Annotated in this window: 21 protein-coding genes; 10 read left to right on the top strand and 11 right to left on the bottom strand. The window is 48.1% G+C overall.

From position 1 onward, the window contains the following. Positions 1-17 precede the first annotated feature (17 nt). Positions 18-410, top strand: coding sequence for a group III truncated hemoglobin (locus ICL80_RS03300; RefSeq protein ID WP_228073789.1), 393 nt, complete (start codon positions 18-20; stop codon positions 408-410). Here ICL80_RS03300 and ICL80_RS03295 read toward each other — a convergent pair. Genes ICL80_RS03295 through ICL80_RS03285 form a run of 3 tightly spaced genes read right to left on the bottom strand, consistent with a single transcriptional unit; the run spans position 407 to position 2,150 of the window. Further along, complete coding sequence (locus tag ICL80_RS03295; protein WP_194214702.1) at positions 407-1,105, bottom strand: M48 family metallopeptidase; 699 nt, start codon at positions 1,103-1,105, stop codon at positions 407-409. The genes ICL80_RS03300 and ICL80_RS03295 overlap by 4 nt on opposite strands. Before the next feature lie 11 nt (positions 1,106-1,116). Next, complete coding sequence (locus tag ICL80_RS03290; RefSeq protein ID WP_194214701.1) at positions 1,117-1,545, bottom strand: YcgN family cysteine cluster protein; 429 nt, start codon at positions 1,543-1,545, stop codon at positions 1,117-1,119. Next, entirely contained in the window at positions 1,545-2,150 is a 606-nt protein-coding gene (locus tag ICL80_RS03285) for an SCO family protein (protein ID WP_194214700.1), read from the bottom strand. The genes ICL80_RS03290 and ICL80_RS03285 overlap by 1 nt, the downstream gene beginning before the upstream one ends. A gap of 157 nt (positions 2,151-2,307) precedes the next feature. On the opposite strand from ICL80_RS03285, the gene ICL80_RS03280 reads away from it, so the two are divergent. The 4 genes from ICL80_RS03280 to ICL80_RS03265 are packed head-to-tail and all read left to right on the top strand — an operon-like array spanning position 2,308 to position 5,715. Further along, the gene (locus ICL80_RS03280) at positions 2,308-2,874 is read left to right on the top strand and encodes an ankyrin repeat domain-containing protein (RefSeq protein ID WP_194214699.1); all 567 of its coding nucleotides are present in this window, start codon (positions 2,308-2,310) and stop codon (positions 2,872-2,874) included. Further along, the gene (locus tag ICL80_RS03275; protein WP_194214698.1) at positions 2,855-3,829 is read left to right on the top strand and encodes a hypothetical protein; all 975 of its coding nucleotides are present in this window, start codon (positions 2,855-2,857) and stop codon (positions 3,827-3,829) included. The genes ICL80_RS03280 and ICL80_RS03275 overlap by 20 nt, the downstream gene beginning before the upstream one ends. A gap of 6 nt (positions 3,830-3,835) precedes the next feature. Continuing rightward, on the top strand, positions 3,836-5,164 hold the full coding sequence (locus ICL80_RS03270) for an ActS/PrrB/RegB family redox-sensitive histidine kinase (RefSeq protein WP_194214697.1): 1,329 nt from the start codon (positions 3,836-3,838) through the stop codon (positions 5,162-5,164). Between the two features lie 8 nt (positions 5,165-5,172). After that, entirely contained in the window at positions 5,173-5,715 is a 543-nt protein-coding gene (locus ICL80_RS03265) for an ActR/PrrA/RegA family redox response regulator transcription factor (protein WP_194214696.1), read from the top strand. An 8-nt stretch (positions 5,716-5,723) separates the two neighbouring features. Here the strand turns inward: ICL80_RS03265 and ICL80_RS03260 are convergent, their stop codons facing one another. Both ICL80_RS03260 and ICL80_RS03255 read right to left on the bottom strand, forming a co-directional pair. Further along, positions 5,724-7,091, bottom strand: coding sequence for a hypothetical protein (locus tag ICL80_RS03260; RefSeq protein ID WP_194214695.1), 1,368 nt, complete (start codon positions 7,089-7,091; stop codon positions 5,724-5,726). A gap of 66 nt (positions 7,092-7,157) precedes the next feature. Beyond that, positions 7,158-7,856 carry a transglutaminase-like cysteine peptidase gene (locus ICL80_RS03255; protein WP_194214694.1) on the bottom strand — a complete coding sequence of 233 codons (699 nt, stop codon included), beginning with the start codon at positions 7,854-7,856 and terminating at the stop codon, positions 7,158-7,160. Between the two features lie 101 nt (positions 7,857-7,957). On the opposite strand from ICL80_RS03255, the gene ICL80_RS03250 reads away from it, so the two are divergent. Beyond that, positions 7,958-10,036: an HD-GYP domain-containing protein gene (locus ICL80_RS03250; protein ID WP_194214693.1), complete on the top strand. Its 2,079-nt coding sequence runs from the start codon at positions 7,958-7,960 to the stop codon at positions 10,034-10,036. A 24-nt stretch (positions 10,037-10,060) separates the two neighbouring features. On the opposite strand, the gene ICL80_RS03245 is transcribed toward ICL80_RS03250, so the two are convergent. Beyond that, complete coding sequence (locus ICL80_RS03245; RefSeq protein ID WP_194214692.1) at positions 10,061-10,468, bottom strand: Hpt domain-containing protein; 408 nt, start codon at positions 10,466-10,468, stop codon at positions 10,061-10,063. A 179-nt stretch (positions 10,469-10,647) separates the two neighbouring features. On the opposite strand from ICL80_RS03245, the gene ICL80_RS03240 reads away from it, so the two are divergent. The 4 genes from ICL80_RS03240 (at position 10,648) to ICL80_RS03225 (ending at position 15,545) form a co-directional block, all read left to right on the top strand. Next, positions 10,648-10,863, top strand: coding sequence for a DUF3126 family protein (locus ICL80_RS03240; protein ID WP_194214691.1), 216 nt, complete (start codon positions 10,648-10,650; stop codon positions 10,861-10,863). Positions 10,864-11,047: 184 nt separating this feature from the next. Continuing rightward, positions 11,048-12,211 (top strand): efflux RND transporter periplasmic adaptor subunit, encoded by a 1,164-nt coding sequence (locus ICL80_RS03235; protein ID WP_194214690.1) that lies wholly within the window; start codon positions 11,048-11,050, stop codon positions 12,209-12,211. Then, entirely contained in the window at positions 12,211-14,163 is a 1,953-nt protein-coding gene (locus tag ICL80_RS03230) for a MacB family efflux pump subunit (protein WP_194214689.1), read from the top strand. The genes ICL80_RS03235 and ICL80_RS03230 overlap by 1 nt, the downstream gene beginning before the upstream one ends. A 5-nt stretch (positions 14,164-14,168) precedes the next feature. After that, a complete protein-coding gene (locus ICL80_RS03225) occupies positions 14,169-15,545 on the top strand; it encodes an efflux transporter outer membrane subunit (RefSeq protein WP_194214688.1) in 1,377 nt (458 codons plus the stop codon). Between the two features lie 44 nt (positions 15,546-15,589). Here ICL80_RS03225 and ICL80_RS03220 read toward each other — a convergent pair whose 3' ends face one another. The 5 genes from ICL80_RS03220 to paaE form a co-directional block, all read right to left on the bottom strand. Then, a complete protein-coding gene (locus ICL80_RS03220) occupies positions 15,590-17,413 on the bottom strand; it encodes a DUF885 domain-containing protein (RefSeq protein ID WP_194214687.1) in 1,824 nt (607 codons plus the stop codon). Between the two features lie 206 nt (positions 17,414-17,619). After that, positions 17,620-20,250: a TonB-dependent receptor gene (locus ICL80_RS03215; RefSeq protein ID WP_194214686.1), complete on the bottom strand. Its 2,631-nt coding sequence runs from the start codon at positions 20,248-20,250 to the stop codon at positions 17,620-17,622. 188 nt (positions 20,251-20,438) lie between these two features. Beyond that, positions 20,439-21,503, bottom strand: a complete 1,065-nt coding sequence (locus ICL80_RS03210; RefSeq protein ID WP_194214685.1) for a FecR family protein — start codon at positions 21,501-21,503, stop codon at positions 20,439-20,441. Positions 21,504-21,509: 6 nt separating this feature from the next. Beyond that, positions 21,510-22,118 (bottom strand): RNA polymerase sigma factor, encoded by a 609-nt coding sequence (locus ICL80_RS03205; RefSeq protein WP_194214684.1) that lies wholly within the window; start codon positions 22,116-22,118, stop codon positions 21,510-21,512. Positions 22,119-22,333: 215 nt separating this feature from the next. Further along, positions 22,334-23,395: a 1,2-phenylacetyl-CoA epoxidase subunit PaaE gene (gene paaE, locus ICL80_RS03200; RefSeq protein WP_194214683.1), complete on the bottom strand. Its 1,062-nt coding sequence runs from the start codon at positions 23,393-23,395 to the stop codon at positions 22,334-22,336. Positions 23,396-23,425 lie beyond the last annotated feature (30 nt).

The following is a 23,425-nucleotide window of genomic DNA, read 5'->3' as shown; positions in this document are numbered from 1 at the left end:
ACGCTTATCTAATAAATATGGAAACCAAAGTTACACATACCCCGCACGCCGACAGGCACCTGATCCGCAGTTTTGTGGAGGACTTTTATACTACTGTGCGCAAAGACGTTAGTATTGGCCCTATTTTTGATGATGCTATTGGTGACCACTGGGATACGCACTTTGAAATCCTGACCGATTTCTGGATGACAGTGCTATACGGTGTACCTGCCTATAAAGGGAACCCGTTTTTAGTACATACAAAGCTTGAACGTCTTCAAGATAGCCATTTTGACATCTGGCTTTCAATTTTTGAACCCTCTGCTCACAAATGCCTGACACCCACGCTTGCTGCAAAAGCCATTGAAAAGGCCGGGCGTATTGCTGCCAGTTTGCGGCAGGGCTTATTTTTCAGGCCAGCGGCCTCTTAAAAGTTTATTTTGAACAGGCTATTGCCGTCGCGCTTTAACCAGCGCCGCCAAATTTTATGATCAGGCATACAGGTGGCCACATGCTGCCAAAATTTGTCTGAATGGTTCATTTCACAGAGATGGGCTACCTCGTGCGCTGCTACATAATCCAGCACCTCAAACGGCGCCATCACAAGCCGCCAGTTGAACCTAAGCATGCCACTGGAAGAACAACTGCCCCAACGGCTTTTCATATCGCCAATGCTGATCGTACGAAACGAAACACCCAGTGTAGCAGCGTGATATGTAGCGCGTTCCATTAGTATATCTCTCGCTTGGCGCTTCAACCAGTTTTCCAGCCTTTTCCCCGCAAGGTCAGCCGGTCCACCAACACTGATCGTTTCATCTAGGTGCTTGACTGTACGCGGCGCCCTATCGGTAAAGAGTAAGGTTTGCGCCTCCCCAAGGAAGGGCAAGCTGTCCCCGTGCGCAAGCGGCGGCGGCGGGCTGGCGGCTGACCACTGGGTGCTGAGCCATGCTGTATGCTCACTTATGAAACGTTCGGCTGCGCGAATACTGGTAAAAGGCGGCAAGGTTAGTTTTATTTCGCCTGTCGCCTGACTAACTCGCAGAATAAGCTTTTTGGCCCTTACATTTCTGCGAATCTTTACGGGAACAGTCTCACCGTCAAGATTTATGGTGTAGTCTGCACCCATGCTTGCCCCTTTTAGGCTGGCCAATCTACCAAATGGTCTTCAAAGTCACCGGCGACCCGCTCGTCTACACTGCGCCCTTTAATGGAATTACCGGAGCTATGCACAGACTGCGGATCCCCACTTACAAGCGGGTGCCAATCATATAGGTCTTTACCTTCGTATAGTAACCTGTAGGCACAGGTACTTGGCATCCACGGCAGCTTAGATAAAATCTCGGGGCTCATAACCACACAGTTCCCAACATAGCGTTGGCGCACCAGATATTTGCCGCACTTCAACGTATCAGGGCTTAAAAACCGGCATGCTATATCTGTGTGGTGAATATCGCCTGTATCTTCATCTTCCAATTTATGCAGGCAACACTTGCCGCAACCATCGCAAAGCGATTCCCATTCTGCGTGGGTCATTTCATCCAGAGATTTTTCTTTCCAAAATGCCATCACTTATCGTCGCTTGTTACTTTTTCAAGCACTGGCTTGAATGTGTCTGCCATATCCTGCGGTGTGTCTTTACCGGTAAACAGGCGGTTATATTTACCGTCTTTATCCATCACCAAAATATAGGATTGATGGTCCATCAGATAGCCACTAACGCCTTCCTGAACACGCTTTTTGTAATACACCCTAAAAGTTTTGGCGACAGTCGCAATTTCCTGCGGTGTACCAGTTAAGGCTACAAGACTTGGGTGAAAGTCCTGCACATAATCAGCCAGTTCCGGCACCGTATCCCGTTCAGGGTCAACCGTAATAAATATAGGCTGCAACGGGGTTATATCGTACCCTTCATCTTCCAGAATATCGAGCGCTGTCGACATTTTGTGAAGCTCAAGCGGGCACACGTCCGGGCAATAGCTATAGCCAAAATAAATAAGCATATAGCGACCTCGAAAATCGGTATCTGACACTTTTTCACCGGTATGAGCCGTTAATGTAAAGGGTCCACCCGGGCCTGACGCCGTGTTTGGGCCCATTCCGATAAACCGATACGCCATTAAAACGCCTATCAGTAAAACGACAATCCAAGCAAACAGCCTGACAAGTTTCATCAATCTCTCCAAAGTGTGAAGGGTATGCCCCTTCCATAGCGTAGTATAATAGGTGTAATCTTGAAGTAGCTATAGAAATAGTTATAGAAATATGACAAGCAGATGTCACTGTCATTTACACTTGGCAATGACAATTTATAACGTAACGGGAGCCTACATGTTACTCTTTCGAGGTATAATTCTCGCTTTATTTGCAGCTATTGCAATTCTACCTGTCTCAACTGCCGCCAATGCGTCACCACAGCTCGACCTTTTGCAAGCTGTTGAAAAGGGTGACGCAGAAGAACTAAACAAGCTGCTGGGCGAAGGTGTTTCCCCTAATACGCGCAATCGCAGTGATGGTTATCCAGCTATCCTTATTGCCGCTGTTGAAGGAAACCTCAAGATCATGAAACTGCTGCTTGATGGTAGCGCAAACCCTGATATGGCCGACAGACTGCGCGGTGAAACAGCTCTGATGAAGCGAGCCGTTGTCGGTGATGTCGACGCCATTAAAATGCTACTTTCCTACGGGGCTGATCCAAACCGGGCCGACATCGGGCAGGAAACGGCGCTGATGAAAGCCGTGCGTGGTCGCAAATTTGAAGCCGCGCAAGCGCTCCTTGAGGGTGGCAGTGACCCGAATGTTCAAGACTTGACCGGCAAAACAGCGCTTGAATATGCCAAGCTGAACCGAAACCGACGGCTTATTAAGCTGCTACAGGATGCGGGGGCAACATATTAACATTCTGAGCGATATCTTTTACCTATTCATCAATAGCGGCCCGGCCCTGATACACTGGCTGGGCCTAATTGGTGCAGCCCTCGTAACAGACCTCGTTATAGGTGGCTGGATTGCCAGAATTATTCCTTCAATTGACCGCCCTTTTCAAACAATAACTGATTTTCTCACTCAGCGCTTAAACCGTTCTGGGCGCAGTTATGCCGCCCTTAGGATGCGCGGTGCTATTCTAGTGCTGGCCTTCACACCCCTTTTGTGGATAGCCGGAAAAGCCCTGAATTTTTTATCAGAAACCTACCCTGTCGCGGCGGTATTATGCTTTATTATCTTGCTACCCTTAGTAGGGCAAAAGCCCATATGGCTGCTCATTTCAAGCCCAACGGAACAAGCGGCAACACAAATTAAAACAGATGCACACACCGTACCGCAAAGACGCGCGCAAAAAGTGACATTCCATTTTGCCGGTACCTATCTGGCTAATATAACCCTTGTGCTGCTGGGTGGTTTTGCCTTCCTGCTACCCTTTCGGTTTTTAGCAAGCTGGCTTTCCCCTAAAGATGCTTTGGTGCATGAAAAAACCGGGGCTTTCTATAAACCCCCTCTTTTTCTGCACAGTATTATGGCCTTTCCTGGTGTTTTTATAGCTTGCGCACTTTTATTTCTAAGCCGTTTTTTTTACCCCGGTACAAAGCTGTATCCCATAATCAGCACAGCCCCCAAGCCAAAGCAAATACCGGGTAGCACATATTGGCCCCTTGCCCTTATGGCATCTGGGCTTGGCTTAAATTTTAAACAAACCCTTTTACATCCCCAAAAAACAATCTGGATAGGCCCCCCGAACGGCACCGCCAAACTAACTGTGACACACCTTAAAAAAGTGTGGTATCTCATCGTTATAGCCACAGGTTTCAGCTATATACTATTCCTTATGCTGTATGTTTATCTGATAAATGGTTAAGCCAATATGTCTAAAAAAACAGCCTTAAAGGACGACCTAACCCTAATAGACCCAGCTTTATCGCATAGCGGCGGCGCACGGCTTGGCACCCTTGTGATGATTCGCTGGATGGCTGTGTGCGGGCAGTTAATGGCGCTGGCAACAGTTCATTTTTTTCTAGGTTTTGACGTTCGGCCAGAATTAACACTGCCGGTTGTTATGGCATCCGCCATTATGAACCTTTGGTTTTCCTTGCGAGCAGACACCAACACCCGCTTAACCGATACACAGTCTGCGGCGCACCTGACATTTGACCTGTTGCACCTTGCTGTGCTGCTGTTTTTAACCGGCGGCCTAACCAACCCGTTTGCCGTGTTGATGCTGGCACCGCCCAGTGTATCAGCATCTATTCTGGGCCAACGTAGCACCAAATTTCTGATTGCAGCCTCTATTGGCCTTGTAACCGGGCTGGCCTTTACCCCCTTCCCCCTACCCTGGCACGGCCCACCACCACTTGTTGAGCCACTGATCATGATTGGTATTTGGATCAGCCTGTGTTTTACGCTAATTTTTCTGGCACTCTATATGGCGCGCCTTGGCCGCGAAGGCCGTGACAGGGCAAGAGCACTGGCAGCCACCCGTGCAGCGCTTGAGCAAGAACAACGCCTATCGGAGCTGGGCACATTGGCCGCCGCTGCCGCCCACGAGCTTGGTACCCCGCTTGGAACCATTTTGCTGGTATCGAAAGAACTGCTGGATAACTGGGAAGGTGACCCAACAACGGCAACCGATCTTGAGCTTATTGTAGAACAAACCAGCCGGTGTAGAAGCATTTTGGCAGAATTGAGCCAAAAACGTAGCGCAGGCGATAAAAACCACTTTGCCTATATGGCTATTGAAGCACTACTGCGCGAAGCTGCCGCCCCCCACGAAGCACGCGGCGCAGCCCTTGTTTTTGATACACGCGGTGAAGGTGAAATCATTCTACGCCGAGCGCCCGAACTTATTCATGCGTTTCGCAATATCATTGAAAATGCGGTTGGTTTTGCCCATGCCAGCGTTACAATTGACACCTACTGGAACGAACAGGAACTCACCATTTCCATTATGGACGATGGCCCCGGTTTTGATCCACAAATTATTAAACGGGTTGGTGAACCGTATGTAACCACCCGCCAGCCAACACCGGGAAAAGATGGCGGCCTTGGCCTTGGGCTTTTTATTGCAAAAACACTGCTTGAACGCATGGGAGCATCAGTTGTGTTTGACAGCATGCCGCTTGGCGGTGCATGTGTAACTATCATATGGCAGCGCCGCAATCTAGACGAACAAAACACTGACACTGAACCGGAGTAACCCCAGCAATGACAGAGCATGATACACCCGACATGACCCTGCTGATTGTTGAAGATGACAAGGCCTTCCGTACACGCCTTGCCCTCAGCATGGAACGCAAAGGTTTTACCGTTTATGCCGCAGAAGGCATCGAGGAAGGTGGCCAGCTTGCGGCTGAGCACCGGCCCAAATATGCCGTTCTTGATATGCGTCTACAAGACGGGAACGGGCTTGACCTTGTGCCCTCGCTGCGCCAGATCCGCCCGGATATTCGCATTGTTATCCTGACAGGGTACGGCAATATTGCCAGTGCTGTGGCCGCCGTAAAAGCCGGCGCCGTTGATTATCTGGCTAAACCCGCCGACCCCGATGAAATTGCAGGCACCCTACTAACACCCAAAGGCCACATTCCGCCACCGCCTGACAACCCTATGTCTGCTGACAGGGTAAAATGGGAGCATATCCAACGGGTGTATGAACTATGCGACAGAAATGTCTCTGAAACAGCACGGCGACTTAATATGCACCGCCGGACATTGCAGCGCATTCTGGCAAAACGCTCGCCTCAATAGGCTACTGATCAGGGCATAATTTTCTTCAAGGGGTCAACCGCTTCCCCTTGAAAAAGGGTTATGCCAAAGCTTCGCCCCATCACAACGTCCTCTATTCGGTCGCAGTTCATGAGTATTATACGGGCAATACCAACATCGTGAATTTTTTGCTTTAACAAGGCTTCAAAGTCATCGGTCAGCCAATCAGGCTGGGGATCAGACGGAACTGAAAGCTTAAAGAAATCAGCTTTAAAGTGGCGCTGGTCTAGCCCTAAAAAGGCCCGCAAATCAAGGTCCGCAACCGCAACCCTGTAACCTTCTTCCTCGATTGTTGCACGCGCTTTTAAGAAAGCGGAAAAGTTGGTCAACACATCTGTAATGCCAAACTCCAAAATAACCTGCGATTTTTTATACCCTTTGAGAGAGCGATTAAAATCAGCAAAACCAGAGCCGGATATGCTGTGGCAGGTCACGCGCAGGCTGGCCGCTATTGAATCTTCCACTTTCATGCCCGGTTGCGACGCAAGCAATCTGTCTGCTAAAAAGTCGGCCATAAAACCTTGCAGCCAGCGATTGCTTCCTGCTATTTTTGTCTCGAGCAATGTTTCAAAAACCACATAATCCGGTACACGCTTATGCACCATAACCGGCTTGTGATCTTCCTTACCCACAATAGCGATAACCTTTTGTTTGCGCAGCAAGCTCGCAATATCTGCAAACGCGAGTGTTCTAACCACTAGCGCCACCAGATCTGCATCATAAGCCCGTACACCAATTTCTTTTTCTGGCGCTGTGATAGGTACCATCCTCACGGGAGGTAAAAAAGATAACCCGTAATGGCTGGCAGGTTGTGCGCTTACTTTGTGGGTATCAGTAACAACAACTGTATCTTCATGAGAAAGAGGGGTGGGTTCTGGCAGGTCCTCAAGTTCCGCCACCTGATGCCAGTCGGGGCCATTTTCTATAATATCTGCCAAGTCCCTAATATAGGTATTAAAGGCCTCATAATTCTGTTCCAGATCAAACCATTCAACAAAAGCATCACTTGTGCCCTGAATGGGATCAAGCGCCTTTATGCAGTCTGAATCGTGCAACTTGCGGCGCACATTATTCAGCATTGTATCGATCACATCAACCGGGGCATCTTTGGCAATTACCACTAGGTCCGTATTAGGCAAGGCAAACATTATCGCCCCATAATTCGTTACAAGCGGCCTCAGTGCTGACGCTGCAAATCTGCGATAATATTCTTCCTGAAAGGGGCGCTCCAACACTGAAAGCCGCATGTGAATAGCACGGCGACCTTTTGCATGCCGCTTAAGCTGGTGCACATAATCCACCATTTCACTAAGAATTTTTATGTCTTTGGGCATATTTAAAATACCGTCTTTACGCACACTTAACCCCAAAAACAGTACCTTAAGGTGCAATGGCTAACAAAGTATCAACCAATTCCTATCATTTTATTGAGTGAACCTTTTAACCTTATGAAGCCACCAGCCCGTTTCGTTAATAGAATAAACCGGCCTGTAGTGCAAAATTTGACCTTGAGGTAAAACTGCATCAACCTGATTATCAAGAATATATATTTCGCCGTCATACTCGACCGCGAGGATAGCATGGGCCGCCCGCAGGTTTTCATCTTGCAAAATAACCACGCGCATTTTGCTGGTATCAAAGCCAAGCCGTTTTAGAGTGACATATTTGCTAATGGCATAGTCTTCGCAGTCACCATCTTTCATGAAAAACTCATTGGGTGTTGCCCAATAATCAGGAATACCCCAATTCACCGGATCAACAATATACGGCGACCGGTTCATATAATGGTTTACGTCAGCAAGCGTTTTCATGAAATCGCTGGTATCTGTCTCGCCGAGAAAGGTTTCCCAAGCTTCCCGGTTACAGCGCGCCCGGTACCGGCCCCTGCATTTATAGACTTCATCCACAGTTTCAGGTGCGACTTCTTCCCTGCGCGGTAAATTATATCTGCGCCACATTTCGGTCCATTTGCCAAATGCTTTCATGTTGGTAGACGGTATTTCCATACTACCAAACAATGACCATTTTGTGCTTTCCTGAGCATAAGCACCATTTGCCGTCACACTCTGTACGAGCAGAACAGCCAACAACAAGGCAATGCGATTAAAAAATGTAAAACTCATAAATGCTATAGCTTTATAAAAACCTTTCCTGCCAGAGCATAATCTGCTTACGATCATGATCCAAGCCTTGCCTGCAAATAATAATATCAGGTAATAAAGAAATGGCTAACAAAGTGGAAGGATGGTTCATGCAACCCGCAAAAACATCAGGGAACAGAATACAAATTTTTGTCTTGGCAATACTTGGTATTCTTGCTGTCGGGATATGGATGATCTTTAAATTTGCTGCCTCCGAAGCAGAACAGGATCTGGAAAACTGGAAAACACGCCTGAATCTGGTCGCGGAAAGCCGGGCGGCTGAGGTTTCCACATGGCTTAACCGGCATCTCTCAACGGTGGAAGAGCTGGCGACCGATGCATCGATCCAGCTTTATGCCACCCAGTCATCCATCCCCGATAATCAAGCACTTGCTGAAGGGCAGCGGGGCTATGTTTTTTCACTTTTATCAACAGAGGCCGAGCGCGCTGGCTTTCATGAACAGCGCGCAATAGATACGGTCGCCGCCAATGTTAAGCGCCCAAGGCGGGTTGGGCTCGCCATTGTAAACGGCGAGGGTATGGCAAGTGTTATGACAACCGGCATGCCCTTATTGCGGCCTGAAGAAATACCGTTCAGTGGCTCTTCTTTTATTGCTTTGGGGCCGATACTCGCTGATAAAACCCCGCTTGTTCTTTTTGGTGCTAGAATTACCCCATCCTTTGATGCAACACCTGCCGAAGAACATTGGGTTATTGGTGCCCGCCCCCTAGATGATGATTTTCTGCATACGCTGGTTCAGCCGGGCGAACAAAGTGAAACTGCCGAAACCTATATTGTTAACCCGGGTGAAAGTGGCATTGTAACACCGCTCACACCGCTTTTGGGCGGAGGCCGTACAGGCACACCCCGGCAAGATGCCGCAGCAAGCTATGCGGTTAAAAGCCCCGGTGGTTTTGAGATTTTACCCAATTATAGTGGCCGCGACATGCTGGTGACCGGCAAAGAACTTTCTGCCCCCGTACCGTGGGTTTTGGTGCGTACGATTAGTGCTAAAGAAGTGTTGGCCGAAATTTCGGGTAAACGAAACACCCTTATTATAACGCTGTCGCTTGTGGCGCTGTTTCTGCTGGCTACGCTGATACTGGTTTGGCGGCACGGTGTATCAAAACGGCTTGAATCGTCATACCGCGAGCAAGAAGAGTTGTTAGCCAGAAATCAGGCACTCAGTGGATTCCTGCAATCTGTTAGTGACGGCCAGCCTACTGCCATAGCCGCGCTCACCAGTGACATGACTGTACGGTTCAGCAATGAAAAAATGGCCACTGTAACCGGCATTCCGTCTAAGGAGCTTACCAATCGGCGGCTTGATACCGCCTTTACAGGGTCTGTCGCTGAACTGCTTCGTGAAAAAACCAAAGCCGCATCAAGTGGTACAGCAACCGAGCTGCAAATAGTGCTGGGGCAGGAACAACACCCGCAAACATACCAGACCCAAATTTTACCTCTGGATACACACGATAAAAATGATGCTTCTGTACTGGTTGTCATGCAGGATATATCAGACCTGATCGCTGAAAAAGCAAAGTCAGAAACATTATACAAACAGCTTATAGGTACCCTTACAGAAATTATTGACGCCCGTGACCCATGGAGCAAATATCATTCTTCCCGTGTGGCCGATGTAGCTGTCTCCATTGCCGAAGAAATCGGCGTAACACCTGACGAAATGGAAGCTGTGCGCATCGCTGGGCAGCTTGTCAATATTGGCAAAATTTTTGTGCCAACAATCATCTTAACCAAACAAACACCACTCAGCGAAGACGAACTGAAGCTCGTGCGCGAAAGTATGCAAAAAGGCGCGTCTCTTATTGCAGGTCTGGATTTCAAAGGCCCTGTCGCCACTATTCTGGCTGAGATGCGCGAAAACTGGGATGGCACCGGCGAGCCAAAAGGCCTGAAAGGCGATGCAATAGTATCTGGGGCACGCATCTTAAGTGTATCAAATGCCTTTGTCGGTATGGTTTCTGCGCGAGCCCACCGATCAGGCCTTGGTTTTGACAAAGCCTCTGACATTCTGCAAGCAGACGCTGGCACACGCTACGAAAGGCGCTTGGTCGCTGCACTTCAAAATATTTTGGAAAACAAAGGCGGGAGAGACCGCTGGCACCACTATATGGAACGTGCTGAGGAAACCAACTAAACGGCGAAGCAGGAAATCTGCTTATCAGGAAGGCATATCTTCGAGAATAATTTCTGCAAGGCGCCGTTCAACAGCGGCACCTTTTTCACCGCCTCGTCCTACAATCTTGTTTTTGAGAATAACTTCAATTGCACGTACATGGGCTTCAATAACACGCTTATTAACGCGGTCGAGCCCTTTGTCCTGAGCTTTTAAATACCCGCAAAGAGACGTTCCAACTGTGGTTAAAAGCATGTAGTTAAAGCTCGACCCCATACCTTTAATATTATGAGCAAGTTCATAAACCCGCGCTACATTTTCGTCCTCACGCTGGCTAATTGCCGCCAAGTTATCCGTTAACTGGCGCATTTCAGCTACAGCTTCTGAAGACCAATCAATAAACTGCGTTGCTAGTGCATCATCATCAGCATAGGACTGAATGTCTGTATTCATGGAGCCATATTTCCCTTGTTTCAGGCTTTTTCTACCACAAAAAGAGACTACCTGAAAACAGTTAACAATTTGCATAACAGCTACATGGAAGCAAAATTCTTTCATTGTTTGCTTGCATCTGCCCCCGTTAAGTGGATAAACCAGAGGTATACAGACACTGGGACTAGGGAGGGTCAAACGTGACTCCAAATGAAATTGCGCGTGTGCAGGCTTTCCTGCAAAAAAAATTCAACAATAACATGATCAAGCTTATGCGACGGCCCAAAGCAAAAGATTCGGTTGAAATGCTGGTCGCCGACGAATTCATGGGTATTGTGTACCGTGATGAAGACGAGGGCGAAATATCCTATTCGCTTAGCATCTGCGTTTTGGATGAGGATCTGCCCAAAATTTAAATATGCGCTTCACCTTGATAAAAAGCCTGCTTCCTGTTTAGCAGGCTTTTTATATTAGGGCGCTATATATTTCGTTTAGAACACACTTTCTCCAAAGGGTTTTTACGCCTTCTTCCATATAAGTTAGTAACTAGCTTGCCTCATCAGGCGGTGATCAAGCCCTAATTTCAGTGGAAGAAACTAAATGAAAAAAGTCACGACAGTTATTTATCTCGCCCTTTTTACGGCTGCCGCCCTGGGCGGATGGTGGTACTATTCAGCCCAGCAAACCAGTGCAAATATGATGTTGGCCCAAACAACACCTGTACGTATTGGCACCCTCGAATCAGTGGTCACTGCCCAAGGCACACTAGAGCCTAAAAACTATGTTGATGTAGGCGCACAGGTTTCTGGCCTTATTGAAAAAATGCATGCTGAAATTGGTGATATGGTCAAAGAAGGCGACCTGATCGCCGAGATTGACCCTGATGTTTACGACTCTAAAGTGCGCGCTGATGAAGCCCGCCTAAAAACCCTTCTGGCTCAAAAAACCGAGCAGGAAGCCCTTGTCAAACAGGCACAGCAAAAATTTGACCGTAACAAGCGCATCTACAAGGAAAATGCAGTTAGCAAAGAAGTGCTCGAAGATTCAGAGACTACTTTTGAAATTGCAAAGGCTAATCTGATGTCGATTGAAGCACAGATGGAAGAAGCGCAGTCAACACTGGAAGGCGATAAAACAAGCCTGAGCTATACTAAAATATTTGCGCCTATAAATGGTACGGTGGTTGACCAGTCAGTACAGGAAGGCCAAACCATTAACGCCAACCAAACAACACCAACCATTGTACAGGTGGCGAACCTCGACATCATGACGGTGCGTGCACAAGTTGCCGAAGCCGACATTATGAAGCTGCACGATGATATGCCTATGTATTTCACAACGCTCGGTTCTGGCGAACGGCGCTGGCAGGGTAAAATTCGCCAAATATTGCCAACCCCTGAAACAGTGAACGATGTTGTACTCTATAACGTGCTGGTTGACGTAGAAAACCACGACAGAACCTTGATGACCGGCATGACCACACAAATGTTTTTTGTACTGGTAAGCGCCAAAAACGTGCCGGTTATCCCGGTTTCAGCCCTTCAGGCACGTGTGCCAGAAAAAGATACAGAAACGGCAAAAGCTTATAGTGTTGAAGTAGTTACGCCAAATGGCACAGAAAGGCGCACTGTGCTCGTGAGCCTAGCAGACCGTACACAGGCCGTAATAGAAAGTGGCCTTACTGTAGGCGATAATGTGCAGCTAAAAACTGCTGGCAGCAGTGCAGCAACATCAGGCCGCCCACCAAAAATGGCGCGCCTATAATGAGCGAAAAATCACAACCGCTTATTGAGCTTAAAAATATCAGTCGCCATTTCAGCAGCGGTGAAACCACCGTTAAGGCGCTTGATAATGTAAACTTGTCCATTTACCCGGGTGAATTTGTTGCAATCATGGGCCAGTCTGGCTCTGGTAAATCTACCATGATGAATGTGCTCGGTTGTCTTGACCGTCCAACTCACGGTAGTTACCAGATTATGGGGACAGATGTTTCAAACCTGTCGCCTGACGAGTTGGCAGCCCTTCGGCGGCAAACATTTGGGTTTATTTTCCAGCGCTATAACCTGTTAGGTACAGCAAATGCCGCAGAAAATGTTGAGGTGCCTGCGCTTTATGCCGGCCTCTCGCGCACAGAAAGGCAAACACGGGCCATAGAGCTTCTCACCGGCCTTGGCCTTGGAGACCGCTGTGATCACCGGCCAGCACAGCTTTCTGGTGGCCAGCAGCAACGGGTTGCTATCGCCAGAGCGCTTATGAACAATCCGCCTGTCATACTTGCTGACGAGCCAACCGGCGCCCTTGACAGCAAAAGTAGTGAAGACGTTATGGATCTTCTGAAAAAACTGAATGCAGAAGGCCGCACCATCATTGTTATCACCCACGAGGAAGAAGTGGCGGCTCATGCTGAACGGATTATTCGTATCGGCGATGGTAAAATTGTCGCTGATAATGGCACAAAGCCAGAAAACGAACAAACGGGTAGCACTAGGCAATCACACAGCAAGCTTACAGGCGGTTCTATTGTCGGTGAAACCGGTGAAGCAGTGCGCACTGCGCTTCGGGCGCTCAGGGTTAATTTTTTCCGCACCACCTTAACACTTCTTGGCATTATTATTGGTGTTGCCGCCGTTATAACCATGATGGCTGTTGGGAATGGCAGTAAGGAAAAGGTGCTAACCCAGATCAGCTCCATGGGGACAAATATCTTGAATATACGGCCCGGCGCACCGGGTATTCGTAACAGCGGCGATAACGCCACGCTGTTGCCAAGCGATGCCCAAGCGATCAGCGATAATATTTCAAATATCGAAGCTGTTGTACCACAGCGTAGTGGCAAAAAAACACTGCGCCTTGGTAATATTGATGCGTCCACAACAGTTGAAGGCGTGGGCCACACCTTCCCGATTGCGCGCGATTGGGAGGTGGAAAAAGGCACGTTTTTCACAGAAGCTGATATCAGGTCTTATGCCGCCGTTATTGTTTTGGGTGCTACAGCCGAGAAAAACTTTTTCCCCTACGGCGACGACCCAATTGGCAAGTTTATTCTGGTGGGGAATATTCCATTTGAAATTATTGGCGTCATGAAATCAAAAGGTGCGGCCCCTTGGGGCGGTGATCAGGATGACACTGCTTGGGTACCATACACAACAGGTCTTGTTCGCTTGTTTGGGTCAAATTACCTGAACAGCATCACCGTTAAAGTAGATGATGTTGCCCAGATTGAACAAACAGAAGCCGACATTACCGCGCTTTTGAAAGAACGCCACCAGATAGAAAATTTTAATGTTCGTAACACGGCCTCTTTCCTTGAAATGGCAACAGAAACCCAAAACACCCTAACCGTTCTTTTAGGCGCTGTTGCTGCCATTTCCCTGTTGGTGGGTGGTATTGGTGTCATGAATATTATGCTGGTAAGTGTTATAGAGCGTACCCGCGAAATTGGTATCCGCATGGCAACCGGTGCGCGCAGACGCGATATTATGATCCAGTTCAACACTGAAGCAGGTGTTGTCTGCACTATTGGCGGCGTTATTGGTGTATTGCTGGGTTTTTTTGCAGGCTACATACTATCGCTCTTTGATGTCGAAATTGCATTTTCAACAGGACCGGCGCTTCTGGCTTTTGTCTGCGCGGTTGGAACCGGCTTGCTGTTTGGGTTCCTGCCTGCCCGCAAAGCTGCCCACCTAGACCCTGTTGTCGCCCTTAGTTCGGAGTAACTATTATGAAAAAAACATCTCTCCTTCTTATACCCACACTTTTGGCATCTGCCTGCACCATGACACCGCAGTATGAACAGCCAACTGTGCAAACACCTGCGGCATGGCATGCACAAACACCAAGCCCTGAAACAGCAGAGCTGGCCTATGACTGGTGGAAATCTTTCAATAGCAATGAGCTAGACCAGCTAATGGCAACAGCGCTGAGCCTGAACACAGACCTGCTTTCTGGTGTTCAACGCGTAAGGCAGGCAAGAGCCAGCCTGAAAATTGCAGGGGCAGATATCCTGCCATCTATTAGCGGTTCAGCAGGTGCCGGACGCACGATTGCTGTGTCTGGTGGGTCAACAAGTGCTACCTCTCTGCAAGCGGGTGTTGGTGTTGCCTATGAACTTGACCTATTTGGCACAAACAAAGCCAGTGTGATGGCTGCAAAGGCAAGTTATGCAGCCGCACAATTTGATCAGGAAGCGCTCGCCCTTGTTGTTATGGGCGACGTGGCACAAAGCTATTTCACGCTTCTAAACCTGTATGAACGGCTTCGTATAGCAGACGAAAACCTTGCCAATGCCCGCGAGGTGCGCCGTATTATAAATGTACGCGTTCAGGAGGGTGCTGAATCTGAACTGGAACTAGCACAGCAGGAAAGCGCTGTTGCCAGCCGCGAAGCAGCACGTGCATCGTTGGTTGAAAGCGTCGCGAATGCGCAAAATGCCCTTGCCGTGCTGCTAGGGCAACCCCCTCAAACCCTTGATGTTGTGGAAACCAGCTTGCAAACATTGGCCGTGCCACACATCGCGGCAGGGCAGCCGTCTGCCCTCCTTGCGCGGCGGCCTGATCTGCAATCAGCGGAACAAGGCCTTATTGCAGCTAACGCTAATATCGGCATAGCAAAAGCAGCGCTTTTCCCGTCACTATCCCTAAGTGCAGGCTATAATTTTTCTGCTGCCGGGTTTAATGGGCCTAGCAGTTCTGCGCTCTCCCTTGCTTCGTCCCTTGTTGCCCCCATTTTTGAAGGTGGCCGGCTTAAAGGGGGTGTAGAGCTTGCCAAAGCCCGGCAACTTGAACTGGTGGAAACATACCGGGGCACAGTTCTAACTGCTTTTCAGGAAGTGGAAGACGCTCTCTCTGCCATTGAGGCCGCTTCGATTAGAGAAACTGTACTGGAAACAGCCATGAAACAGGCGCAGAAAGCATACCGCCTTTCCAAAAGCCGTTACGACGAAGGCGCTATCGATTTTCAAACCCTTCTGGACACGCAGGATACGCTCCTATCTGCCGAAGATAGCTACGCACAGGCAAAGCTTGCAAAGCTTACAGCAGCAATCAGTCTCTATATGGCGCTCGGCGGCGGCTGGCAGACAGACACCCTGCAAAGTTAATAGTGTGGGGGCTTTTTGAAAGCTCCCCACTTTGACATGTGCGTTTACTGCGCCTGTGCCGCAATCCAGCCACGCAGTTTGGCCTCAAGCATAACAAGGGGCAAAGCCCCATCTTCCAACACGCGGTCATGAAAAGCCCGAACATCAAACCTTTCGCCTAAAGTCTTTTTGGCAAGGCTGCGCATTTCAACAATTTTCAGCTCGCCAAGCTTATAGCCAAGCGCCTGTCCGGGCCAAACGGCATAGCGTTCAATCTCGCCCACAGCTTCATCCATATGCACGCCTTCTGCCGCGACCATATAGTCAATAGCCTGCTCGCGGCTCCAGCCTTTTTCATGCATGCCGGTGTCTACTACCAGTCGAACAGCGCGCAGCAACTCTGCTTGAAGACGGCCAATATCATCAACCGGATCATTTTTATAAATGCCCATATCAGCGGCTAACCGCTCGGCGTAAAGGCCCCAGCCTTCACCCGCAGCATTTGAATAAAAAACCGTACTTAAAACCGGCTGGTCCCCGGACATGCCAATAACAGTTTGCAGGTGGTGGCCGGGGTTTGCTTCGTGGTAAACCAGCGTTTGCAGGGAATAGCTGGGGTTTGCCGCTGTATCATAAAGGCTAACCCAAAAGGTGCCCGGGCTGCTACCATCAAAAGCTGGTGCATCATAAAAAGCCCCGCTCACAGACTGCTCGCGGTGCTTAGGTACAGCTTTTATCTCCACATCCTGATCAGGCAGCAAACCAAACCATTTCGGTAGTTCTGCATTTACCAGATCAAGATCAGCCCTCAAGTCACCAAGAAGCGCTGCTTTACCTTCATCTGTATTTGGGTAAATATATTTTGGGTCAACCAACAATTTTTGCATGCGCTCGCCGACTGTGCCAGCATCATAGCCAATTTTTTTAAGCAATATATCCATTTCGCTGTGAATACGGGCCACTTCCCGAAGGCCAAGAGCGTGAATTTCTTCAGGCTCCATAGCGGTGTCGGTCAGGTGTGTGATCATAGCCCTATATAGGGCTTTACCGTTTGGCTGATGATAGATACCCGCGTCATGGGTGGCTTTTTCTTTAAGCTCTGCAAGAACTGAGCGCAGAGCATCAAGTGCAGGGATCACTTTTTCTACAAATACCGTTTTTGCCTGCTCCTCATAAGCCGCACTACCTTCAACGCCTGCTACCTGCATTTTTGCGGTAAAACTGGTTATCAACGTATGGTTTATGCCTTTTTCAATGTCACCAGAGAGGTTTTCAATGATGTTTGCCAAAACAAAATCAGGTGCAATAACACCCGAAGCAGCGTCCCCTTGCACCTTGGCTGCAATCTCGCCCAAAATATCCGCATATTCCGCCAGCAAGTGCACATAGGCTTTTGCATCTTGTATGTTTGTCACCATAACCTTGTCTTCTAACAGGGTAGGCACCTCAACATGGGGGCCAGACAGATGCGACATACTGTAGGGCAGAAACCAGTTACCATACTCACCGAGAATAGACCCATAGGATACAGTCTCTGCTGGCTTTAAGGCATTCTCCATTTCAAACTGAATGAGATCAAGGCTGGTGACTTGCTGGGGCGTAAGGCCCTCGCGCTTCATAGCGCCTAGTTTTTCAACCAGTGCCGCAAAGGCCGCTCTGCGGTTTTGTTCATCTGCAGGCCGGTAATGAGTTAGCTTTTCCGTGCCACTGCGTTCAAATGGAACACCGTAATATAGGGCTGTTTCTGGCCTCAGAGTAAAATAGTCATGTGCAAAGGCTTGCATTTCTTCCTTGAAGAATGGGTCAGAAGCCTTGGCTGAAAACCCGCCGACCGCAAAACCCAGCGTGACGAACCCCGCAATTGTTATGATTTTTCTCAGAATATTCATTGCAGCCCCCTTTTTATAGTGTGTTCCAAATACCCTTACCAATATTTTCCCGAAAATACATCCGCCGCCAGATAAGAGCAACGAGTTTGGACCGCGCCAAGAATTCAGGGTGATCTAAATGCGCCCTATAATATTTGGCCGCACCCAAAGGGCACGGCCAAACCATTCTTTAAAGAGCTAAATCAATAGCTTTTCAACCTGTACCCTTAAAAGTCGGCCCGCATAGTGACGCCAATTGTCCGCGGCTGCAAACGATACGAGCGGCTGGCAAAAAGATTCTGGGCATCGACACCAAAATTGCTTGTTCTTGCATCATTATTTGTAAGGTTATCTACATATACAATAATTTCATACCCACCGTACATAAGGCCCGCACGAGCATTAAAGACATTATATTTATCACTGTATAACTGTGGTGCATTGTTTATGTTTGAAACAGATTCGCCTACATAACGGTGACCAAGGCGCATGTAGCCTCTCATGTCATTAGGTAATTTATCAGAAGAAAATTCAATAAAGTTACTTGCACTAAAGTCTGCAGAACCAGGCAGTGTTGAACCCGGTATCATAGGTACTCCGTCCAGAACAGACTTCAGCTTGGCATCAAGAACTGTAATAGCTGAACCAATTTCAATGCCGGCTGTTGGACGCCATTTCAAGTCAGCCTCCAGACCCTTAATCTCTGCCTTACCCGCATTATCTGTAATGTTAAGGAGTAAGCCGGAAGCCGGACCTGTTACAAAGCGCTGAAGCTGAATATCAGACCAGTCAATATAGAAGAGGGCTGCATTGAGCGAGAGCCTGTTATCAAAGAGGGATGCTTTGATCCCGGCCTCATAGTTCCAGAGCGAATCAGGGTCAAATTCCCGTGTGATCCCTGCTTCAACATCTTCATCCTGAACAAAGTTTACCTGACCAATACGGAAGCCTTTAGCCGCTGTGGCATAAAGATGAATATCTTCAGATGGGAAATATGAAACAGAGAATTTGGGGTTTATGCTGCTTGAATTTGCAACTGTATAAGGCGTAACGGCGCCGCCTGCTGGCACAAAAACACTTGGCTGGTCGATCCGTTCAAATTCGAATTTATTATCAAATGCCCGCGCCCCAATCGTGACGCTGAATTTATCAGAAAACTTATAACTTGCTTCACCAAAAAGGGCTGTTTCCGTAACATGAACATCATAATTGGATTCAAGAACGGGCCCAAACGGCTCTGAAGCCCAAAGCTGATAGGCTGTCAGGTTTTGCTTCAGGTAAAAGCCACCGATTGTCCACTGGAAAGGCCCATCATGCGTTGATGATAACCGGAGTTCCTGCGCAAACGTATCGTATTTATGACGGATAAGATAATCATGGTCATCCGGGTCAATATAAGCGGTTGGTGCGTCCGCATCAAACCCCAGCGCACCACCCAAAAGCGAATCTATATATGAAACATAGTCTGTGTTGAGGAGAGAATCTCTCTCAGCATATGTTGTAGATGAAGACACCATAAAGCCGTCAAATTCATACTCAGCATAAAGGTTATAGGATGTCAGCTTGATATCTGATGCGTTAGGAATAGTACCGTTATATTCATAGGCATCACCTTCTGCCTCAAGCGCATAACTTGCGGGTGAATCGTCAAGGCTGTTTTCTTCGTGTGTTAACGTAAAACGAAGGCTAAGGCGGTCAGTCGCCTGATACGCCAGCAAAAGACGACCGCCCTCAGAAGAGCCACTATTCACGTCTTTTTCATCGCGCCGAACATTGTCGATATAACCGCCATCTTCGCGCTTATAGCCAACAGCACGAATAGCAAGCTTGTCACTTATGATCGGCACGTTCACCATGGCACTCAGGTTATAACTATCTTCGCCGTCATGCGTGAAAGCGTGACCATATTCGATTTTGGCAGCAAACTCAGAAAGGTCAGGCTTGTTCGTAATCACGCGGACAGCACCGCCGAGAGCGCCAGAGCCAAAAAGAGTACCTTGTGGGCCGCGCAGAACCTCAACACGCTCAAGGTCAAAGGTGCTGAAATCAGAGTTACTCCATGCGCCCCACGCATTGAGTGAAGGAAGATCATCAATATAGATCGTTGTTGAATTTTGAAGGTTATTCCGGGTAGCACCCTCTGTGGAAATGCCGCGGATCACGATGGGGCTGGTGCCACGTCCCTGCGCGTTATAATGCACCCCCGGGATTTCTGCGAGATAATCCTCAGCGCCGCTCGCGCCGATACGCTCAAGATTAGCCCCCGTCAGCGCTGACAGACCAAAAGGCACATCTTGCAAGGACTGCGCGCGCTTTGTAGCGGTCACAATAATTTCGTCAAAGGCAGGCTCTTGTGCCTCTGTATTTTGGTCAACGCTGCTTTGCTGGGCATGTGCGCCGCCCACCCCAAAAAGAAGGGCTGAAATAGTAGATAACAGGCCCTTTTTAATTTTACCATGTATCATGTCTTGCTCCCGGATTTGCGCATGTGCGCTTTTCTCACGCGTGATGACAATCATCCCGCTTTCTGTGAGACCACCGGAAAGCCCTGTCCCCTCGAACATCACTGCCAAGGCATATTCAAGGGTGTAGTAGCCTTTGACAGGATGAATCCCGTCTACGTCAGCTAAATCAAAAGAATAGATAAATTCGATATTGGTCTGATCGTGAACATCTGCAACAGCTTTGCCAAGCTTGCCCCCTTCAATACGAAAGTCGTATCGTGTTTTTGCATCCTGTGCATAGACAGTTATCGTTGCACACAGCACTACAATAGCAAAAGCAGCTGCTTTTAAAATCCTACCCTGTATCCTTATATTCTTTTTCATTAGCCTAGCGTTCAGCAACTTCAGTTTCACGCTGGCCTCAAGCGATAAGGCAGGTGGCAGTGTAAAACCCGTAAAGTTAGATATAGATTTTTGTATTTTTTATACTTTCCCATACACGCATTGATGAAATGCGATGCAGGTTACCGCCTCGCTTCCCGCCCGCTATACGAGGCACACAACAATATCTGCAAAAAATTCGAAAGACCAAAGCGCAGCGATCAACTGGCACGATATAGCCTGACATGGCCTTCATCTAGACGTTCAACCTGGATATTTGCCATAACATTCAGGGCTTCAAACATGCGTTCAACATCACCTATCTTGTAGTAGGCTACTATGCGCTGGTGTTTCAGGCTGTCATCACCAATCTCTATAGAGATGTCTGTATACCGGCTAATCTCATCCACAACCTGTGCCAATGTTTCCCCATTGAAGGAAAGTTCACCGTCGCGCCAGTCCAGCTCTTTATTTAAGGCTAACGGAGCGATAAGAGATATTTCCTCCACACCCCGGCCAATAACCGCTGACTGTCCGGCTGACACTTCAACCATAGACGGCTTTTCCTGATTGCCCGCGAAATCACTACGGCGCTGCGGCTTATCATCAAGGCGGGTTTCTTCAAGGGCTACACGTCCGTGGGCAACAATCACATCAAGCTGCGCTTCACTCACTCTCACAGAAAATGCGGTGCCCACAGCCGTTACTGTTCCTTTTTTGGTTTGAACAGAAAAAGGCCGGCTTTTATTAGGGGCTACATCAAAATAGGCCTCTCCCCTTATAAGGCGAATAGTTCTAAAGTCATCTGTATAGGTGATTTCGGCCATACTATTCGTATTTAAAACAATTTGCGAACCATCAGGTAAGTCTACCACTTCCTGTCGCCCAACTTCTGTTTCGTAAGAGCCATGAAATATGTTTTCGGGGCCAAAAGCTGATCTATAAATGCTCATAGCTACAAATGCCAAAAAACATGCCGCAATACTGCCAACCATTAGGCGGCGAACTAGACTTAACCTTCTAGCCAGACGGTCCTGTCTCATTGGCTCTATTGCTGCATCACTTTCGGCGTAATCTGTAAGTTTCTCAACAAAATCCAAGCCGCCCCAAAAATCAGCCATACGCTCAAAGGCATCTTTATGCTGGGCGCTCTGGTTGCGCCATGCCTCAAACGCGGCGAGTTCAGCTGGCGTGATATCTGCCTCTTGAAGACGGATAACCCACTCGCTCGCTTCAGTTTCTGCCTGAGCACTGTCTGGTAAAGACCTGATATTTGAATCTGACATGCTCACTTACTTTTTATGCCCCTTATTCACACCATTCCAGTTCAGGGGGCTAATGTTCTTTTGCTTAACATCTGACTTGTTTTGCAGCGCCGCGCCAAACTCAGCAGGGTCAATGCCACGACTTCTAATATAGGCGTAACACCCAGCCATTGCAGCAGCTACACGCTTTTCAATAGTGCTTTTTGAAACATTCAGGCGTGTAGCAATTTGATCAAACTTTAGACCCTCAATACGGCGCAGTACAAAAGCGCGCCTCAAATCTGGGGGTAAACTGGCAAGTGCTTCCGAAAATATAACAAGCTTTTCCTTTCCAAGGAGTTTCGCTTCAGGCGAAACCTGTGTCTCATCTGCATAGGCAGATAGATCGATGGAATCCTCAAGAGAAGTGCTCGTTTTATTTATTTTTTTTACAGATTCGTTCAGGGCAAGGTTTTTTGCAATACGTAAAAGTAAATGCTCCGGCTCATGAATATCTTCGCGACTCTCTAGCGCAAAGCCTGTCAAAAACACATCCTGTGCCAGCTCATCAATGTCAGCAACATTCGAACGATATTTTGCTATAACGTTACGGATCGCAATTTGTTGCTTATAAAATGCTTTAAGAATTTTTGACATCACGCTACATCATTTTTCCATGAAAATTGCATCTCATGCTAGCCGTTCATCTATATTTGTTACTAACACTTAATACATATATTACGGCAAAATGAAAACTATACAGTCTAACCCTTCTTTACGGCCAAAAATCCAGATAGCATAGCATAAGCCTCAACGCAGGCGTTAAGGCTTATGCCCGTGAACCACTTATGGTAAAATGCCAAGTGGGCTTTTTACTCGTCAAAGCTCAGAACGGCTTTATCACTTGTTACAAATGACTGGCAGGTAAGCACATAGCCGGCAGCCACCTCTTCTGGCTCCAATCCTTGGTTCAGGACCATCTCCACAGTACCTTCCAGCACTTTGGCTCGGCACGTACAGCACACACCGCCTTTGCAGGCAAAAGGAACGTCAAGGCCCATATCAAGTGCCGCATCAAGGACAGCTACATCCTTGCTGGCATTCATGTTTACTTCATCACCGTCGATAATCAGTGTCATAGCAGTTAAACTACTGGTATCAGCAGCCCGTTTAGGCGCCACCGCTTTCTGGCCTTCGCTCAAGAACTTTTCAAAATGGATTTTGTCACCTGAAAGGCCCGCCCCCACAAGGGTACCAACAACAGCATCGATCATAGCATCAGGGCCGCACACAAAGGCATGGTCTATCTGGTCGGCAGGTACAATCTTGCCAAGAATGTCTTTTACTTTCCCGGCATCCAACCGGCCTTTGAAGAAATCTATCTCCAGATCTTCCTGACTTAGGAAATGCCAATAGGTAAACCGCTCCATATACTGGTTTTTCAAAAATGCCAGTTCGTTAATGAAAATGGTCGATAGTTTAGAGCGGTTACCATAAAAAAGCATAAACCGTGCATTAGGCTCTGCCGCCAGTGTTGTTTTAATAATCGACATAATAGGGGTAATGCCACTGCCCGCCGCAAAGGCCACATAGGTACGTTCAGACAAGGGATCGAGATCAACGTAAAAATGACCGGCTGGTGCCATCACGTTCAGGATTTCACCCGCCAATAGGTTTTCATTGGCGAATGTTGAAAACCGTCCACCCTCAACCCTGCGGATGGCGACCTGCAACTTTGCTTCTGCAACACCCGAACAGATCGAGTATGAACGGCGCAGATCTTCGCCCTCAATCGTTTTACAAAGGGTCAGGTGCTGGCCTTGCTTATACTCAAACTCATGCTTTAGTGCATCCGGCAAATCAAGAGTAACAACAACCGTTTCAGGGGTGTTTTTTTCAACAGAAGCAACTTTTAATTCATGTAATTTAAGCATGGGTTATTTCCACTCAAGGTAGCCTTAGCC

It is taken from the genome of Kordiimonas pumila (genome assembly GCF_015240255.1).
In the GTDB taxonomy this organism is placed as follows: domain Bacteria; phylum Pseudomonadota; class Alphaproteobacteria; order Sphingomonadales; family Kordiimonadaceae; genus Kordiimonas; species Kordiimonas pumila.
Note: the sequence above shows the minus strand (reverse complement) of the source record. Positions and strands in the feature narration are given on the sequence as shown.